Source organism: Pseudomonas sp. PS02288 (assembly GCF_029959715.1).
Lineage (GTDB): Bacteria > Pseudomonadota > Gammaproteobacteria > Pseudomonadales > Pseudomonadaceae > Pseudomonas_O > Pseudomonas_O kuykendallii.
The window spans coordinates 30,131-43,858 of sequence record NZ_JASCPA010000007.1; the positions used below are offsets into that span (position 1 = coordinate 30,131).

At 66.0% G+C, this 13,728-nt stretch carries 12 protein-coding genes; 8 read left to right on the forward strand and 4 right to left on the reverse strand.

Annotated elements, in window-relative coordinates:
* Window positions 1-13 precede the first annotated feature (13 nt).
* The 3 genes from QMX85_RS04975 to QMX85_RS04985 all read right to left on the reverse strand — a co-directional run bounded on the left by QMX85_RS04975 (window position 14) and on the right by QMX85_RS04985 (window position 3,590).
* Entirely contained in the window at window positions 14-1,192 is a 1,179-nt protein-coding gene (locus tag QMX85_RS04975; RefSeq protein ID WP_090227675.1) for a VWA domain-containing protein, read from the reverse strand.
* Window positions 1,193-1,516: 324 nt separating this feature from the next.
* Window positions 1,517-2,362, reverse strand: coding sequence for a MoxR family ATPase (locus tag QMX85_RS04980; protein WP_282339088.1), 846 nt, complete (start codon window positions 2,360-2,362; stop codon window positions 1,517-1,519).
* 148 nt (window positions 2,363-2,510) lie between these two features.
* Window positions 2,511-3,590, reverse strand: a complete 1,080-nt coding sequence (locus tag QMX85_RS04985; protein ID WP_090227670.1) for a DUF748 domain-containing protein — start codon at window positions 3,588-3,590, stop codon at window positions 2,511-2,513.
* A gap of 126 nt (window positions 3,591-3,716) precedes the next feature.
* Between QMX85_RS04985 and cysK the strand changes: the two genes are divergently transcribed.
* Together cysK and QMX85_RS04995 are read left to right on the forward strand one after the other, a co-directional pair.
* On the forward strand, window positions 3,717-4,691 hold the full coding sequence (cysK, locus tag QMX85_RS04990) for a cysteine synthase A (RefSeq protein WP_282339089.1): 975 nt from the start codon (window positions 3,717-3,719) through the stop codon (window positions 4,689-4,691).
* A 326-nt stretch (window positions 4,692-5,017) separates the two neighbouring features.
* On the forward strand, window positions 5,018-5,890 hold the full coding sequence (locus tag QMX85_RS04995; RefSeq protein WP_282339090.1) for a DMT family transporter: 873 nt from the start codon (window positions 5,018-5,020) through the stop codon (window positions 5,888-5,890).
* Between the two features lie 42 nt (window positions 5,891-5,932).
* On the opposite strand, the gene QMX85_RS05000 is transcribed toward QMX85_RS04995, so the two are convergent.
* Window positions 5,933-6,364, reverse strand: a complete 432-nt coding sequence (locus tag QMX85_RS05000; protein ID WP_282339091.1) for a TOBE domain-containing protein — start codon at window positions 6,362-6,364, stop codon at window positions 5,933-5,935.
* 176 nt (window positions 6,365-6,540) lie between these two features.
* On the opposite strand from QMX85_RS05000, the gene QMX85_RS05005 reads away from it, so the two are divergent.
* The 6 genes from QMX85_RS05005 (at window position 6,541) to QMX85_RS05030 (ending at window position 13,625) form a co-directional block, all read left to right on the forward strand.
* Window positions 6,541-7,359 (forward strand): TOBE domain-containing protein, encoded by an 819-nt coding sequence (locus QMX85_RS05005; RefSeq protein ID WP_090227662.1) that lies wholly within the window; start codon window positions 6,541-6,543, stop codon window positions 7,357-7,359.
* A gap of 21 nt (window positions 7,360-7,380) precedes the next feature.
* Window positions 7,381-8,133, forward strand: a complete 753-nt coding sequence (gene modA, locus QMX85_RS05010) for a molybdate ABC transporter substrate-binding protein (protein ID WP_090227660.1) — start codon at window positions 7,381-7,383, stop codon at window positions 8,131-8,133.
* A 79-nt stretch (window positions 8,134-8,212) separates the two neighbouring features.
* On the forward strand, window positions 8,213-8,887 hold the full coding sequence (modB, locus tag QMX85_RS05015) for a molybdate ABC transporter permease subunit (protein ID WP_273231321.1): 675 nt from the start codon (window positions 8,213-8,215) through the stop codon (window positions 8,885-8,887).
* A 1-nt stretch (window position 8,888) separates the two neighbouring features.
* Window positions 8,889-9,977 carry a molybdenum ABC transporter ATP-binding protein gene (gene modC / locus QMX85_RS05020; protein WP_282339092.1) on the forward strand — a complete coding sequence of 363 codons (1,089 nt, stop codon included), beginning with the start codon at window positions 8,889-8,891 and terminating at the stop codon, window positions 9,975-9,977.
* A 322-nt stretch (window positions 9,978-10,299) separates the two neighbouring features.
* The gene (locus QMX85_RS05025; RefSeq protein WP_282339093.1) at window positions 10,300-12,306 is read left to right on the forward strand and encodes a TonB-dependent receptor; all 2,007 of its coding nucleotides are present in this window, start codon (window positions 10,300-10,302) and stop codon (window positions 12,304-12,306) included.
* Between the two features lie 14 nt (window positions 12,307-12,320).
* Window positions 12,321-13,625, forward strand: a complete 1,305-nt coding sequence (locus QMX85_RS05030; protein WP_282339094.1) for an extracellular solute-binding protein — start codon at window positions 12,321-12,323, stop codon at window positions 13,623-13,625.
* Window positions 13,626-13,728: the final 103 nt, after the last annotated feature.

Here is a 13,728-nt window from a genome sequence, read left to right on the forward strand (position 1 = left end):
TTTTGTCTCGTTTCTATTTGGACAGGTACTTCATCCCTTCTTCCAGGCCGCTCAGGGTAAGCGGGAACATCCGGTCCTCCACCAGCTCGCGGACGATGTTGGTGGAGGCGGTGTAGCCCCAGGTGTCCTTGGGGTAGGGGTTGATCCACACCAGCTTCTTGAATTTCTCCATGAAACGCTGCATCCAGACGTAGCCGGCTTCCTCGTTCCAGTGCTCGACGCTGCCGCCGGCCTGGGTGATCTCGTAGGGCGCCATGGCCGCGTCGCCGATGAAGATCACCTTGTAGTCGGCGCCGTACTTGTGCAGCAGGTCGAGGGTCGAGGTGCGCTCGCTGGTGCGGCGGAAGTTGTTCTTCCACACCGATTCGTAGATGAAGTTGTGGAAGTAGAAGTACTCGAGGTGCTTGAACTCGGTCTTGCAGGCGGAGAACAGTTCCTCGCAGACCTTTACGTGGGCATCCATCGAGCCGCCGATGTCGAACAGCAGCAACAGCTTCACCGTGTTGCGGCGTTCCGGGCGCATCTGGATGTTCAGCAGGCCGGCATCCTTCGCGGTGTGGTCGATGGTGCCGTCGATGTCGAGCTCCTCGGCGGCGCCCTGGCGGGCGAACTTGCGCAGGCGGCGCAGGGCGACCTTGATGTTGCGCGTGCCCAGCTCGACGTTGTCGTCGAGGTTCTTGTACTCGCGCTGGTCCCAGACCTTCGCCGCCTTGCCCTGGCGCTTGCCGGCATCGCCGACGCGGATGCCTTCGGGGTTGAAGCCGCCGGAGCCGAACGGGCTGGTGCCGCCGGTGCCGATCCACTTGTTGCCGCCGGCGTGGCGTTCCTTCTGTTCCTCGAGGCGTTTCTTGAACTCCTCGATGAGCTTGTCCAGCCCGCCGAGGGACTGGATCTGCGCGCGTTCCTCGTCGGTCAGCAGGCGCTCGAATTCCTTGCGCAGCCATTCCTCGGGAATCAGCGCCTCGATGTGCTGGTCGAGGTTCTGCAGGCCGTTGAAGTAGGCGCCGAAGGCACGGTCGAACTTGTCGAAATGGCGCTCGTCCTTCACCAGGATCGCCCGCGACAGGTAATAGAACTCGTCCATGTCGGCGAACACGACGTTGTGCTGCAGCGCGTTGATCAGGTCGAGCAGCTCGCGCACCGAAACCGGCACCTTGGCCGCGCGCATTTCGTTGAACAGGTTAAGCAGCATAGCTGCGCCCTCATGTGTGGTTCTGGTCGGGCTGCTGCGCGTCGGCCATGCGGCGTTGAAAGCTCGCTGTCCATGCTCACGTACTGCAGTACGCTGCGCTGTTCAGCTCGCTTTCCCCTTGCCTGGCTCTAGCTCGCGAGCCCTGTATCGAGTGAGGTCTGCGCCAAACTGGCGCGCAAGATGCCGCCGGCATCGTGCTTGCCAGCCTGGCGGCTGGTCGGTGGGTTACGCTTCGCTAACCCACCCTACAAAACCGGCAGTGCGCCGCCGTGGCTCTTTCTTCCGGCTCCTCTCCCCGCAGGCGGGAGAGGGGAGGCAAGCCACTCAGCGGCTGGCGCGACGGCTCATGAAAGCGAGGCGTTCGAGCAACTGCACGTCCTGCTCGTTCTTCACCAGCGCGCCGGCCAGGGGCGGGATGGCCTTAGTCGGATCGCGTTCGCGCAGCACGGCTTCGCCGATGTCGTCGGCCATCAGCAGCTTGAGCCAGTCGACCAGCTCGGAGGTGGAGGGCTTCTTCTTCAGGCCCGGCACCTTGCGCACGTCGAAGAACACGTCGAGCGCTTCGGCCACTAGGTCCTTCTTGATGTTCGGGTAGTGCACGTCGACGATCTTCTGCAGCGTGCTGCGGTCCGGGAAGGCGATGTAGTGGAAGAAGCAGCGGCGCAGGAAGGCGTCCGGCAGTTCCTTCTCGTTGTTCGAGGTGATGATGATGATCGGGCGCTGTTTGGCCTTGATCGTCTCGTTGGTCTCGTAAACGTAGAACTCCATCTTGTCGAGTTCCTGCAACAGGTCGTTGGGGAACTCGATGTCGGCCTTGTCGATTTCGTCGATCAGCAGGATCACCCGCTGCTCGGACTCGAAGGCCTCCCACAGCTTGCCTTTCTTGATGTAGTTGCGGATGTCGTTGACCTTGTCCGGGTCCAACTGCGAGTCGCGCAGACGGCTCACCGCATCGTATTCGTAGAGGCCCTGATGCGCCTTGGTGGTGGACTTGATGTGCCAGGTGATGAGCTTGGCGCCGAAGGATTCGGCCAGCTGTTCGGCGAGCATGGTCTTGCCGGTGCCGGGCTCGCCCTTCACCAGCAGCGGGCGCTGCAGGGTGATGGCGGCGTTCACCGCGAGCTTGAGATCGTCGGTGGCGACGTAGGATGGAGTGCCTTCGAACTTCATCGGAAAATCCTCGAAACGCGGGCGCACGCAGGGCCGGCGATGCTGTCTGGAAAGCCCCGACTATACCGCGCGGGCAAGCGGGCTGTGAACGCAGGCGGGCCATTCAGTCACTGAATGGTCGGCCGGCGCGCATCCTGGTCAGCGGCCCTCACTCGCGGTCTTCGCTGAGCGCACGCTCGAAGCGCGGCGTGAAGGCCTGCACGAAGGCGTTGCGCAGGATCGCCACGAACGCCTGGAATGGGTTGACGTGGCTGTCGCCCTTCATGCTGCCGGAGAGTTCGATGCGGGTGGCGAACTGGTCCTTGCTCTGGTTCTTCAGCACCGTCTGGCCACCGCCGACCACCGCTTCCCAGAGGCCCTGGAAGAAGCCTTTCTCGCGGTTCTCGACATCCTGCTTCCAGTTGAACACGTCGACGTCGCGCAGCAGCGGCTTGATGTAGCCGCTGAGCTGGGCGTTCTGCGCCTCGGCCTCGATCACCAGGTCGCCGGTGCCGGCGGCGAAGTCGAACTTGCCGTAGGCGCGGGAAAAGTCGTTGAGGCGCTTGAGTTCCAGATCGGTCATGCGCAGGCGCAGCTGGAAATCCTCGAAATTGGTGAAAGGGTCGAAGCTCGCGCTCGCCTCGAGCGGCGCCTGGCCGAACAGCGCGGCGTGTCCCTTGAAGGTGGCGACGCGCTTGCCATCCGCGCTGGCGGTGTTGGTGAGGTTGTAGACGCTGGCGTCGACCTCGCTGGCGAACACGTCCACCGGCGGCTGCGACTGGAAGTTGCGGAACGCCAGGCGCCCGTCGACCACACGGACTTCGTTGAGGGTGATCGGCAGCAGTTGCTCCAATTGGTCGCGCCAGTCGACGCCCTCACCGGTCTGGTCCTGCTTCGGATCTTCGCTGTCGACGAAGTTGAGCTTGGGCGACTGGAAGATGACCTGGGCCACCACCGCGTGGTCGTACCACAGCGAATGCCAGCTCACCGAGAGGTCGATCAGCGGCGCTTCCAGCAACGGGACCGGAACGTCGCCGCTGGCCTTCTCGATCACCAGCCCGTTGATGCGGTAGGCGCCACGCCACCAGGCGAGGTCGACGTCGGCGATCTGCCCGCGGTATTCGCCCATGTCGGCGAGCTTGCCGTTCAGGTAGTCGCGCACCACGTAGGGCAGGGCCAGGTGAGCGACCAGCAGCAACAGGACGAGGGCCAGCGCGATCCACAGGGGCATGCTGTAGCGACGTTTCATGAGGGTTCCATTTCCGGGTGGCGTCGCTCGATGGACAGCCTTGGGCGCCGGGGAGTTCGCTGGACGAGAAACCCCATGGGGCATAGGCTTATGCGCTTTCTCAAGCCACTTGCCGCGGGGACCTCCATGAGCCGCATCTACGCTGACAACGCACAGGCCATCGGCAATACGCCGCTGGTGATGATCAATCGCCTGGGGCCGAAAGGCGTCACCCTGCTGGCCAAGATCGAGGGCCGCAACCCGGCCTATTCGGTGAAGTGCCGGATCGGCGCGAGCATGGTCTGGGATGCCGAGGAATCCGGGCGCCTGAAGCCGGGCATGACCATCGTCGAGCCGACCTCCGGCAACACCGGCATCGGGCTGGCGTTCGTGGCCGCGGCACGTGGCTACAAGCTGATCCTGACCATGCCGGCGTCTATGAGCCTGGAGCGGCGCAAGGTGCTCAAGGCGCTCGGCGCGGAGCTGGTGCTCACCGAGCCGGCCAAGGGCATGAAGGGCGCGATCGACAAAGCAAGCGAGATCGCCGCCTCCAACCCCGGCGAATACCTGCTGCTGCAGCAGTTCGAGAACCCGGCCAACCCGGCGATCCATGAGAAGACCACCGGCCCGGAAATCTGGAACGACACCGACGGCAGCATCGACGTGCTGGTGGCCGGCGTCGGCACCGGCGGCACCATCACCGGCGTGTCGCGCTTCATCAAGCTGAACAAGGGCAAGAAGATCCTTTCCGTCGCCGTGGAGCCGATCGGTTCGCCGGTGATCAGCCAGGCGCTGGCTGGGGAGGAGATCAAGCCCGCGCCGCACAAGATCCAGGGCATCGGCGCCGGCTTCGTGCCGAAGAACCTCGACCTGTCCATCGTCGACCGTGTCGAGCAGGTGGGCGACGAGGAGGCCAAGACGATGGCCCTGCGCCTGATGCGCGAGGAGGGGATTCTCTGCGGGATTTCCTGCGGCGCGGCGATGGCTGCCGCGGTTCGCCTGGCCGAACACCCGGAAATGCAGGGCAAGACGATCGTGGTGATCCTGCCGGACTCCGGCGAGCGCTACCTGTCGAGCATGCTGTTCGACGGCCTGTTCAGCGAGCAGGAGCTGCAGCAGTAGCACCGGCGCCGGGCCCGCCCTGCGGGTCCGGCCTTTCGTTCGTCGCCGCTTCGTGGTTATAGTCGGGGCTCTTCCCGACCCGTTTCGAGATTGATCATGTCTGCTTCGCCCACGGCCCGCCCCTTTGCCTCTTCGTTCGCCCTGAACGTAGCGCCGCGTGCCCGTGCCGTTGCCGCGCCACTCGCCCCGCCACCTGTGAGCCCGCCCGCGGGCTGCCTGGCTCCGCCGCCGCCACTGGCCTGAGCCGCGCCGGTTCGCCGGCGTCCCGTTCCCTGCACTCCCACGCCGCTGGCGTGGTCCTCCTTGCCGATTTCACAGGTGGCAACATGCAGTTCTTTACCCGCAACAACCTCGTCGCGTGCGCGTCGACGAGCCTCTTCGTGCTGCTCTGGAGCAGCGGCGCCATCGTTTCCAAATGGGGCCTGGCGCATGCCTCGCCGTTCGCCTTCCTCTTGGTGCGCTTCGTCATCGCCTTGCTGGCGCTGACGATCCTCGCCCGGGCTCTGCCGTTGCGCCTGCCGGGCACCAGGGCGGCACGCGGATATGCCGTGGCGACCGGGCTGGTGCTGCTCGGCGCCTACCAGATCTTCTACCTGCTGGCGCTGGACCTGCAGGTGACGCCCGGCGTGATGGCGACGCTGCTCGGCGTCCAGCCGATCCTCACCGCGGTGCTGCTGGAGAAGCGCCTCTCGCCGAGCCGGCTGTTCGGCCTGTGCCTCGGTCTGCTCGGGCTGGTGCTGGTGGTCTACCAGAGCATCGGCCTGGCCGGCCTCTCATGGGCGGGCACGCTGTGCGGCCTGTTGGCGCTGGCGAGCATGACCGGCGGTTCGATCATGCAGAAGCGCATGCACGACAACCCGCTCGGCAGCCTGCCGCTGCAGTACCTGGCGGGTACGCTGCTGTGCGCGGCGTTCGTGCCGTTCCAGCCGTTCGAGATCGAGGCGGGCGTCGAATTCTGGGTGTCGGTGCTGTGGATGGGATTGCTGATTTCGGTGCTGGCGACGCTGCTGCTGTACCGGCTGATCGCACGGGGCAACCTGGTCAACGTCACCAGCCTGTTCTACCTGGTGCCGGCGGTGACCGCGTTGCTCGATTACCTGGTGTTCGACAATCGCCTTGCGCCGCTGAGTCTGGCGGGAATGGGGCTGATCGTGGCGGGGCTGCTGTTCGTTTTCCGCCAGCCGAAGAGCGCCGGCTGACCGGTGTGGTCCGGGGGCGCCAGGGTGGCGCCCCCGTTCCGATCAGGACTTCTTGCGACCGAGGATGATGTGCGACGCCTTGATCAGCGCGGTAGCGGGTTTGCCGGCCGCCAGGCCGAGTTCGGTCACGGCTTCGCGGGTGACGATGGCCGTGAGTTGCGCGCCGCCCGCCAGACGCAGGGTGACTTCGGCGTTCACCGCGCCGGTCTCGATGTTCTCCACGGTGCCGGTCAGTTGATTGCGGGCGGACAACTGGAAGTCGTCGCTGCCGGTCATCAGCATCACCCAGGGCGCCTTCACCAGGGCGACCACCTCGACGCCGGCGGCCAGCTGCATCTCGCGCAGGCTGTCCATGGTGACGATGGCCACCAGGCGGTCGTTGTCGCCCAGATCGATCTCCACCTCGGCGTTGACCGCGCCGGTATGGCATTGCAGAACTTTCCCTGACAGCCGATTGCGCGCACTTATCTGCATGCTGCTCTCCCTTGTCGCGTTAACGACGTTGTATTGTTCGCTACATAAATAATCCAGATCAAAAATCCGATCCGCCGGTGTCGACTCTAGAAAACAGTTCGATATAGAGGCAACCATAGCGGCGCGGTGATCTGGCACGCTTCTCGCTATATGCCAGTCTATACAGAGGATTTTCCATGACCAACGTCCCACAGCGTTTCATCGGCAGGCTTTCACTGGAGAGCGCGGTCGGCACGTCGCTCTCCGACACGCGTATCCGCCTGCTCGAGCAGATCGGCGAACTCGGCTCCATCAGCCAGGCGGCGAAAGCCGTGCCGCTGTCCTACAAGGCGGCGTGGGATGCGGTGGATGCGATGAACAACATGGCCCCGCAACCGCTGGTGGTGCGTGTCACCGGCGGACGCCAGGGCGGCGGCACCCAGCTCACCGACTACGGGCGCAGCATCGTCGCCATGTACCGGGCGCTGGAAATCGAGTACCAGCTCGCGCTCGACCGGCTCAGCGCGCGCCTGGGGGAAGTCGGAGCAGCCGATGTTCAGGAGTTCCAGAGTCTCATGCATCGACTCTCGATGAAGACCAGCGCACGCAACCAGTTCTCTGGGCCGATCACCGGCCTGCGCGACGGCGGCGTCGATTACGAAGTGCGCTTGCGCCTGGATGCGCAGAGCGAGCTGATCGCGGTGATCACCAAATCCAGCGCGGAAAACCTCGGCCTGGCGATCGGCAAGGAGGTCTTCGCCTTCATCAAGTCCTCGTCGGTGCTGCTCAGCACCGACCGCGAACTGCAGCTCACCGCGCGCAACCAGTTGTGGGGCGAGATCGTCGAGATCCAGGCCGGCTCGGTGAACGACCAGGTCAGCCTGCTGCTGCCGTCCGGGCGCAGCGTCACCTCGGTGGTCACCCACGGCAGCTGCGAAACCCTCGGTCTCGCCGTCGGCCAGCAGGCGTGCGCGTTGTTCAAGGCCTCCAGCGTCATCCTCGCCGTTTACGATTGATCCCACCCAAGGAGCGTCACCATGAAAGCCCGTAAGACCCTGTTCGCCGCCGTTGCCCTGGCGCTGTTCTCGACCCTTGCCCACGCCGAGCAGGTGCAGGTGGCGGTTGCCGCCAACTTCACCGAGCCGATGAAGAAGATCGCCGAGCAGTTCGAGAAGGACACCGGCAACCAGGCCGTGCTGACCTTCGGCGCGACCGGCAAGTTTTACGCGCAGATCACCAACGGCGCGCCGTTCGAGGTGTTCCTCGCGGCCGACGATGCCACGCCGGCCAAGCTGGAAAGCGAGAAGGCCGCCGTCGAGGGCAGCCGCTTCACCTACGCCATCGGCAAGCTGGTGCTGTGGTCGGCCAAACCCGGCTACGTCGACGCCAAGGGCCAGGTGCTGGCCAGGGGCGACTTCAAGCACCTGTCGATCGCCAGCCCGAAAGCCGCGCCCTACGGCGCCGCTGCCATGCAGACCCTGGACAAGCTGGGCCTGACCCAGAAGGTCGAAAGCCGCATCGTCACCGGCGAGAACATCACCCAGGCCTATCAGTTCATCGCCACCGAGAACGCCGAGCTGGGCTTCGTCGCGCTGTCCCAGGTCACCGAAGACGGCAAGCTGGTCAGCGGCTCGGCCTGGCAGGTGCCCGCCGAGTACTATTCGCCGATCCGCCAGGACGCGCAGATCCTCGCCAAGGGCAGGGACAACCCGGCCGCCAAGGCGCTGGTCGATTACCTGAAAGGCGAGAAGGCCGCGGCAATCATTCGCTCCTACGGCTACACCCTGTAAATTTCTCCGCAGCATGATCCGGTGCAGCCTGTCTGCGCCGGATGTCTTTTTCCCCGAGTAGCGCCAAGGAGTCCGCCGCTTGCCTTCAGCCGTCGATCTTTCCGCTGTCCGCCTGACCATCGAGCTGGCCGGGCTGACCACGTTGATCCTGATGGTCGTCGGCACGCCCATCGCCTGGTGGCTGGCGACCACGCGTTCGCGGCTGCGTGGCTTGTTCGGTGCGCTGGTGGCGTTGCCGCTGGTGCTGCCGCCCTCGGTGCTCGGCTTCTACCTGCTCGTCAGTCTCGGCCCACGCGGTCCGCTGGGAGCGCTGACGCAATGGCTCGGCCTCGGCCTGCTGCCGTTCACCTTCGCCGGGCTGGTGGTCGGCTCGGTGTTCTATTCGATGCCCTTCGTGGTGCAGCCGTTGCAGCAGGCATTCGAGGCCATCGGCAAGCGCCCGCTGGAAGTCGCCGCGACCCTGCGCGCCTCGCCGCTGGACACCTTCTTCAGCGTGGTGCTGCCGCTGGCGCGTCCCGGCTTCATCACCGCCGCGATCCTCGGCTTCGCCCACACCGTCGGCGAGTTCGGCGTGGTGCTGATGATCGGCGGCAACATCCCGGAACGCACGCGGGTGGTTTCCGTGCAGATCTACGATCACGTCGAGGCGCTGGAATACGCCGAGGCGCACTGGCTGGCCGGCGGCATGCTGGTGTTCAGCTTCCTCGTGCTGCTGGCGCTCTACACTTTCAACTCCCGTCAGCGGATGGTCTGAGATGAGCGACTCCGCCTACATCGAACTGGACCTGCAGCACGGCTGGGTGGACTTCGGCCTGCGGGTCGAGGCGCGCCTGCCGGTCTCCGGCGTCACGGCGATCTTCGGTCATTCCGGCTCCGGCAAGACCACGCTGCTGCGCTGCATCGCCGGGCTGGAGCGGGCGCGCGGCGGGCGGGTGACGGTCGCCGGGGAATGCTGGCAGGACGAGTTGCGCGGGCTGTTCGTGCCACCGCACAAACGTCCGCTTGGCTACGTGTTCCAGGAGGCCAGCCTGTTCCCGCACCTCAGCGTGCGGCGCAACCTGGAGTACGGCCAGCGCCGCATCCCGGCGAGCGAGCGGCGGATTTCCCTGGACCAGGCGGTGGAGCTGCTCGGCATCGGTCATCTGCTCGAGCGCTCGCCGCAGCGCCTGTCGGGTGGCGAGCGGCAGCGCGTCGGCATCGCCCGTGCGCTGGCCACCAGCCCACGCCTGCTCTTGCTCGACGAGCCGCTGGCCGCGCTGGACCAGCGGCGCAAGCAGGAAGTGCTGCCGTACCTAGCGCGCCTGCACGCCGAGCTGGGCATCCCGATGCTCTACGTCAGCCACTCGCTGGCCGAAGTCACCCGTCTGGCCGATCACATGCTCTATCTGGAAGGCGGCGCGGTGCGCGCTGCCGGCCCGCTGAACCGGGTGCTGACCAGCGCCGAGCTGCCGCTGGCGCATCTGGACGAGGCGGAAACCGCCTTGGAAGGGCAAATCGAAGCGCATGACGAGGCCTTCCTGCTCAGCTACGTGCGGGTGCCGGGCGGGCGCCTGGCGTTGCCGCTGACCGAGCTGCCGGCCGGGCGAGGGGTGCGCGTCGGCATCCAGGCGCGCGACGTCAGCCTGGCGCTGGAGAAGCCGCAGCGCAGCAGCATCCTCAACCAGCTGCAAGGGCAGGTGCTGGACGTGCTCCATGAGCCGGACAGCGCGCAAAGCCTGGTGCGCATCGACCTCGGCGGCGCGGTGCTGCTCTCACGCATCACCCGGCGTTCCGCGGTCGAGCTGGAGTTGCGCGGAGGCATCCAGGTGTACGCGCAGATCAAGGCCGTCGCCCTGGTCAACTGAGTTCTTTTCCGCCATTCCCTTTACCGATCCCGACGACGCGACTGCTCGCGCTTCGTCGTGGGCGCCGTTCGGCCGGCAGCGGCGCTGTAGCCTCTCCTACATTATGTATTTCTTGTTATATAGAAAACACGAGCACTCCGTATGGTTGCCTCCCTGCGCTATTAGGAAAAAATAAAACCGTTTTAAATTAGCTATATAGGTAGATTTAGCGGGCGGCATAGCGCCCGCTCAGGAATGGCACAGGATATGCTTTTACGGTTTTACGGTAACTATAGATATATAGAAAAATCGTTTCCGTTTGTCATTCACTGGGGAGTCATCCATGCGCCATACCTCCATCGGCGGGCTGTTCGCCGCCGCCGCGCTGGGCCTTGCGCCCGGCGCGTTCACCGTTGCCGCCGACACCGAGAGCAACGTCTTCGAGCTCGGGCAAATCAGTGTCATCGACAGCAAGGGCGAGAGCAGCCTGGGCGGCAGCGATACGCTGGACAGCGAGGCCATGCGCAAGTACGACCGCGAGACGCTGGGCAAGGCGCTGGACCTGGTGCCGGGCGTCAACCTGAGCCGGGTCGGCGCGCGTAACGAGCAGATGGTCTACGTGCGCGGCTTCGACCTGCGCCAGGTGCCGATCTTCCTCGACGGCATTCCGGTCTACGTGCCCTATGACGGCTACGCCGATCTCGGCCGCTTCACCACCTTCGAGCTGTCGCGCATCGAGGTGGCCAAGGGCTTCAGCTCGATGACCTATGGGCCGAATACCCTCGGCGGGGCGATCAACCTGGTCACGCGCAAGCCGGTGAAGGCCTTCGAGGGCGAGATCGGCTGCGGCCTAAGTTTCACCGACGACGGCGAGAACAACGGCAACCGCCTCTACGCCAACCTCGGCAGCAACCAGGGCAGCTGGTACATGCAGGCCGGGGTGTCCTACCTGGACCAGGACTACTTCCGCCTCTCCGACGACTACCGCCCCAACGCCTTCGAGGACGGCGGCCGACGCGACAACAGCTATGCCACCGACCGCAAGATCAACCTCAAGGTCGGCCTGACACCCAACGACAGCGACGAGTACGTGGTCGGCTACCAGCGCCAGGAAGGCAAGAAGGGCAACCCGCCCTATGCCGGCGATACGCTCAGCTCGACGCGCTACTGGCAATGGCCGACCTGGGACAAGACCAGCGTCTACGCCAGCAGCTCCACCGACCTCGGCGCCCACCGGCTGAAGGTGCGCGCCTATCACGACACCTACGAGAACAGCCTGTACGCCTACGACAATGCCCGCTACGACAGCCAGACCCGGGCCTCGTCGTTCCGCAGCTGGTACGACGACTACAGCAACGGCGCCAGCGTCGAGGACGAATGGAGCCTGAGCGACGAGAACCTGCTGCGCCTGGCCTACCACTTCAAGCAGGACGTGCACCGCGAGCACGACGGCGGCGAGCCCTGGCAGCATTTCGAGGACCGCACCCAGTCGCTGGCGCTGGAGGACAGCCACGCGCTGAGCGAGCTGCTGACCCTGGTGGTCGGCGTGTCCCACGACCAGCGCGACGGCCGCGAGGCGCAGAGCTACGCCAAGAGCACCGGGATGGTCGACGAGGAGGGCGGCAAGAACCACAGCAACAACGGCCAGGTCGGGCTGTTCTTCCAGCAGGACGAGGCCACCCAATGGCGTGCCAGCGTGGCGCGCAAGAGCCGCTTCGCCACCATCAAGGACCGCTACTCCTATCGCATGGGCACGGCGATCCCCAACCCGGACCTCAAGTCCGAGCACGCCACGCACTTCGAGCTCGGCTACCAGCGCGCGCTGGGTGAAACCTGGAAGCTCGACGCCGCGCTTTTCCGCAGTGACATCGACGACCTCCTGCAATCGGTGCGCATCGATGCCGGCGCCTGCTCCAGCCCGCCGTGCTCGCAGATGCAGAACGTCGACAAGGCGCGGGTGAACGGCCTGGAGCTGGCCCTGGACGGCGCCTTTCTCGGTTGGGACATGGCCTTCAACTACCTCTACCTGGATCGCACCAACCGCTCCGACGACCGCGTCCGGCTCACCGATACGCCGCGCCACAAGGCCTTCGCCAGCCTCAGCCGGGAGATCGGCCGCTGGCGCCTGCAGACGAGCGCCGACATGGCCTCGCTGCGCTACACCTCCACCGACGGCCTGCAGGTCGCCAATGGCTTCGCGGTGATCGACAGCAAGCTGGGCTACCGCTTCGACGGTGGCCTGCTGCTGGAGGCCGGCGTGCAGAACGTCTTCGACCGCGACTACGAATACAGCGAGGGCTATCCGGAACCGGGCCGTACCTACCTGGTGCAAGGCAACCTGACCTTCTGATCGAGGAAATCGCCATGTCCGTTCACTCCTTCCTCAGCCGCCGGCGTCTGCTCGGCGGCATGGCGCAGCTCGGCCTGTTCTGCGCGGTACGCCCGCTACTGGCCGCGCCCCGCGAGCTGACCGTGCTCACCAGCTATTCGGAAACCGTGCTCGCGCGGATGGAAGAGGCCTTCGAGCGTGCCTATCCGCAGTACCGGCTGAACCTGCTCTGGCGCATGCCGCACGATGCCATCGGCTACCTGTCGCAGCCGCGCCAGGGCGATGTCGACGTCTACTGGGCGGCCTCGCCGCGGACCTTCGAGGCGCTGCGCCAGCAGGGCGCCTGGCGCGCGCTGCCGGTGGCGGACGCCGGCCTGGCCGACCACATCGGCGCCTTGCCGCTGCTCGGGCCGGAGCGCGCCTATCGCGCCAGCGAACTCGCCGGCTACGGGTTCGCCGTCGACCCGCAGGCGCTCGCCGGTCTCGGCGTGGCGCCGCCGAAGGACTGGAGCGACCTGGCCGATCCGCGCCTGGCCGGGCGCATCGCCCTGCCGGTGCCGAGCCAGGTCGGCTTCGCCCCGCCGATGATCGACATCGTCCTGCAGGCTTATGGCTGGCAGCGTGGCTGGGCGTTGTGGAGCGAGATCGCCGGGCTGTCCTACCTGGTCCCGCGCGGCTCCACCTTCATCAGCGACGAAGTGGTCGGCGGCCGCGCGGCCATCGGCCTGTCCATCGACTTCTTCGTCGCCTCGGCGATCGCCGGCGGCGCCCGGCTGGAGTTCCTCTATCCGGCGCACGGCGGGCTGAATCCCGGCCAGATCGCCATCGCCGCCGCCTCGCGCAACGGCGAAGCGGCGGAAGCCTTCGTGTCCTTCGTGCTCTCCGAGGCGGGCCAGCGCGTGCTCGCGGACCCGGACATCCGCAAGCTGCCGGTGCGCGAGTCGGTCTACGCGCAGTTGCCGACGACCTACCACAACCCGTTCCGCAACGCGGCGGCCGGCGGTTACGAGTATCGCGGCGATGCCGGCAGCGGACGCCTCGGGCTGATCGCCGCGCTGTTCGAGCAGATGCTGGTGGCGCAGCACGAACGGCTGGTGACGCTCTGGGCGCAACTGCACCAGCTGGAAGCCCGACGCGGCCGGCGCCTCGACGACATCCGCGGCCAGCTCGGGGCGCCCCTGATCGACGAAGCTCAGGCCGCCGATGTGCAGCTGCTGGCCGGCTACCGGCGCAACCTGGAGGGCGCGACGATGCAGCCCGATGCGCGCGTGCTAGGGTGGGCGGCGCTCGCGGAGCAGCGCTATCGGCAGGTCGCCGACAGCCTGCAGCGGTTGGCCTGATGCGCCGGCTGACGACCTTCGGCCTGCTGCTGGTGCTGGCGAGCCCCGCCCATGCCGAACCGCCGTTGCAGACCGGCGTTGAGGAGGCCGGCCGCCAGGCGTT

Excerpts from the sequence above, each read along its gene's own strand:
- QMX85_RS04975 (WP_090227675.1), bottom strand. The coding sequence starts at position 1,192 with ATGCTGCTTAACCTGTTCAACGAAATGCGCGCGGCCAAGGTGCCGGTT.
- QMX85_RS04980 (WP_282339088.1), bottom strand. The coding sequence starts at position 2,362 with ATGAAGTTCGAAGGCACTCCATCCTACGTCGCCACCGACGATCTCAAG.
- QMX85_RS04985 (WP_090227670.1), bottom strand. The coding sequence starts at position 3,590 with ATGAAACGTCGCTACAGCATGCCCCTGTGGATCGCGCTGGCCCTCGTC.
- cysK (WP_282339089.1), top strand. The coding sequence starts at position 3,717 with ATGAGCCGCATCTACGCTGACAACGCACAGGCCATCGGCAATACGCCG.
- QMX85_RS04995 (WP_282339090.1), top strand. The coding sequence starts at position 5,018 with ATGCAGTTCTTTACCCGCAACAACCTCGTCGCGTGCGCGTCGACGAGC.
- QMX85_RS05000 (WP_282339091.1), bottom strand. The coding sequence starts at position 6,364 with ATGCAGATAAGTGCGCGCAATCGGCTGTCAGGGAAAGTTCTGCAATGC.
- QMX85_RS05005 (WP_090227662.1), top strand. The coding sequence starts at position 6,541 with ATGACCAACGTCCCACAGCGTTTCATCGGCAGGCTTTCACTGGAGAGC.
- modA (WP_090227660.1), top strand. The coding sequence starts at position 7,381 with ATGAAAGCCCGTAAGACCCTGTTCGCCGCCGTTGCCCTGGCGCTGTTC.
- modC (WP_282339092.1), top strand. The coding sequence starts at position 8,889 with ATGAGCGACTCCGCCTACATCGAACTGGACCTGCAGCACGGCTGGGTG.
- QMX85_RS05025 (WP_282339093.1), top strand. The coding sequence starts at position 10,300 with ATGCGCCATACCTCCATCGGCGGGCTGTTCGCCGCCGCCGCGCTGGGC.
- QMX85_RS05030 (WP_282339094.1), top strand. The coding sequence starts at position 12,321 with ATGTCCGTTCACTCCTTCCTCAGCCGCCGGCGTCTGCTCGGCGGCATG.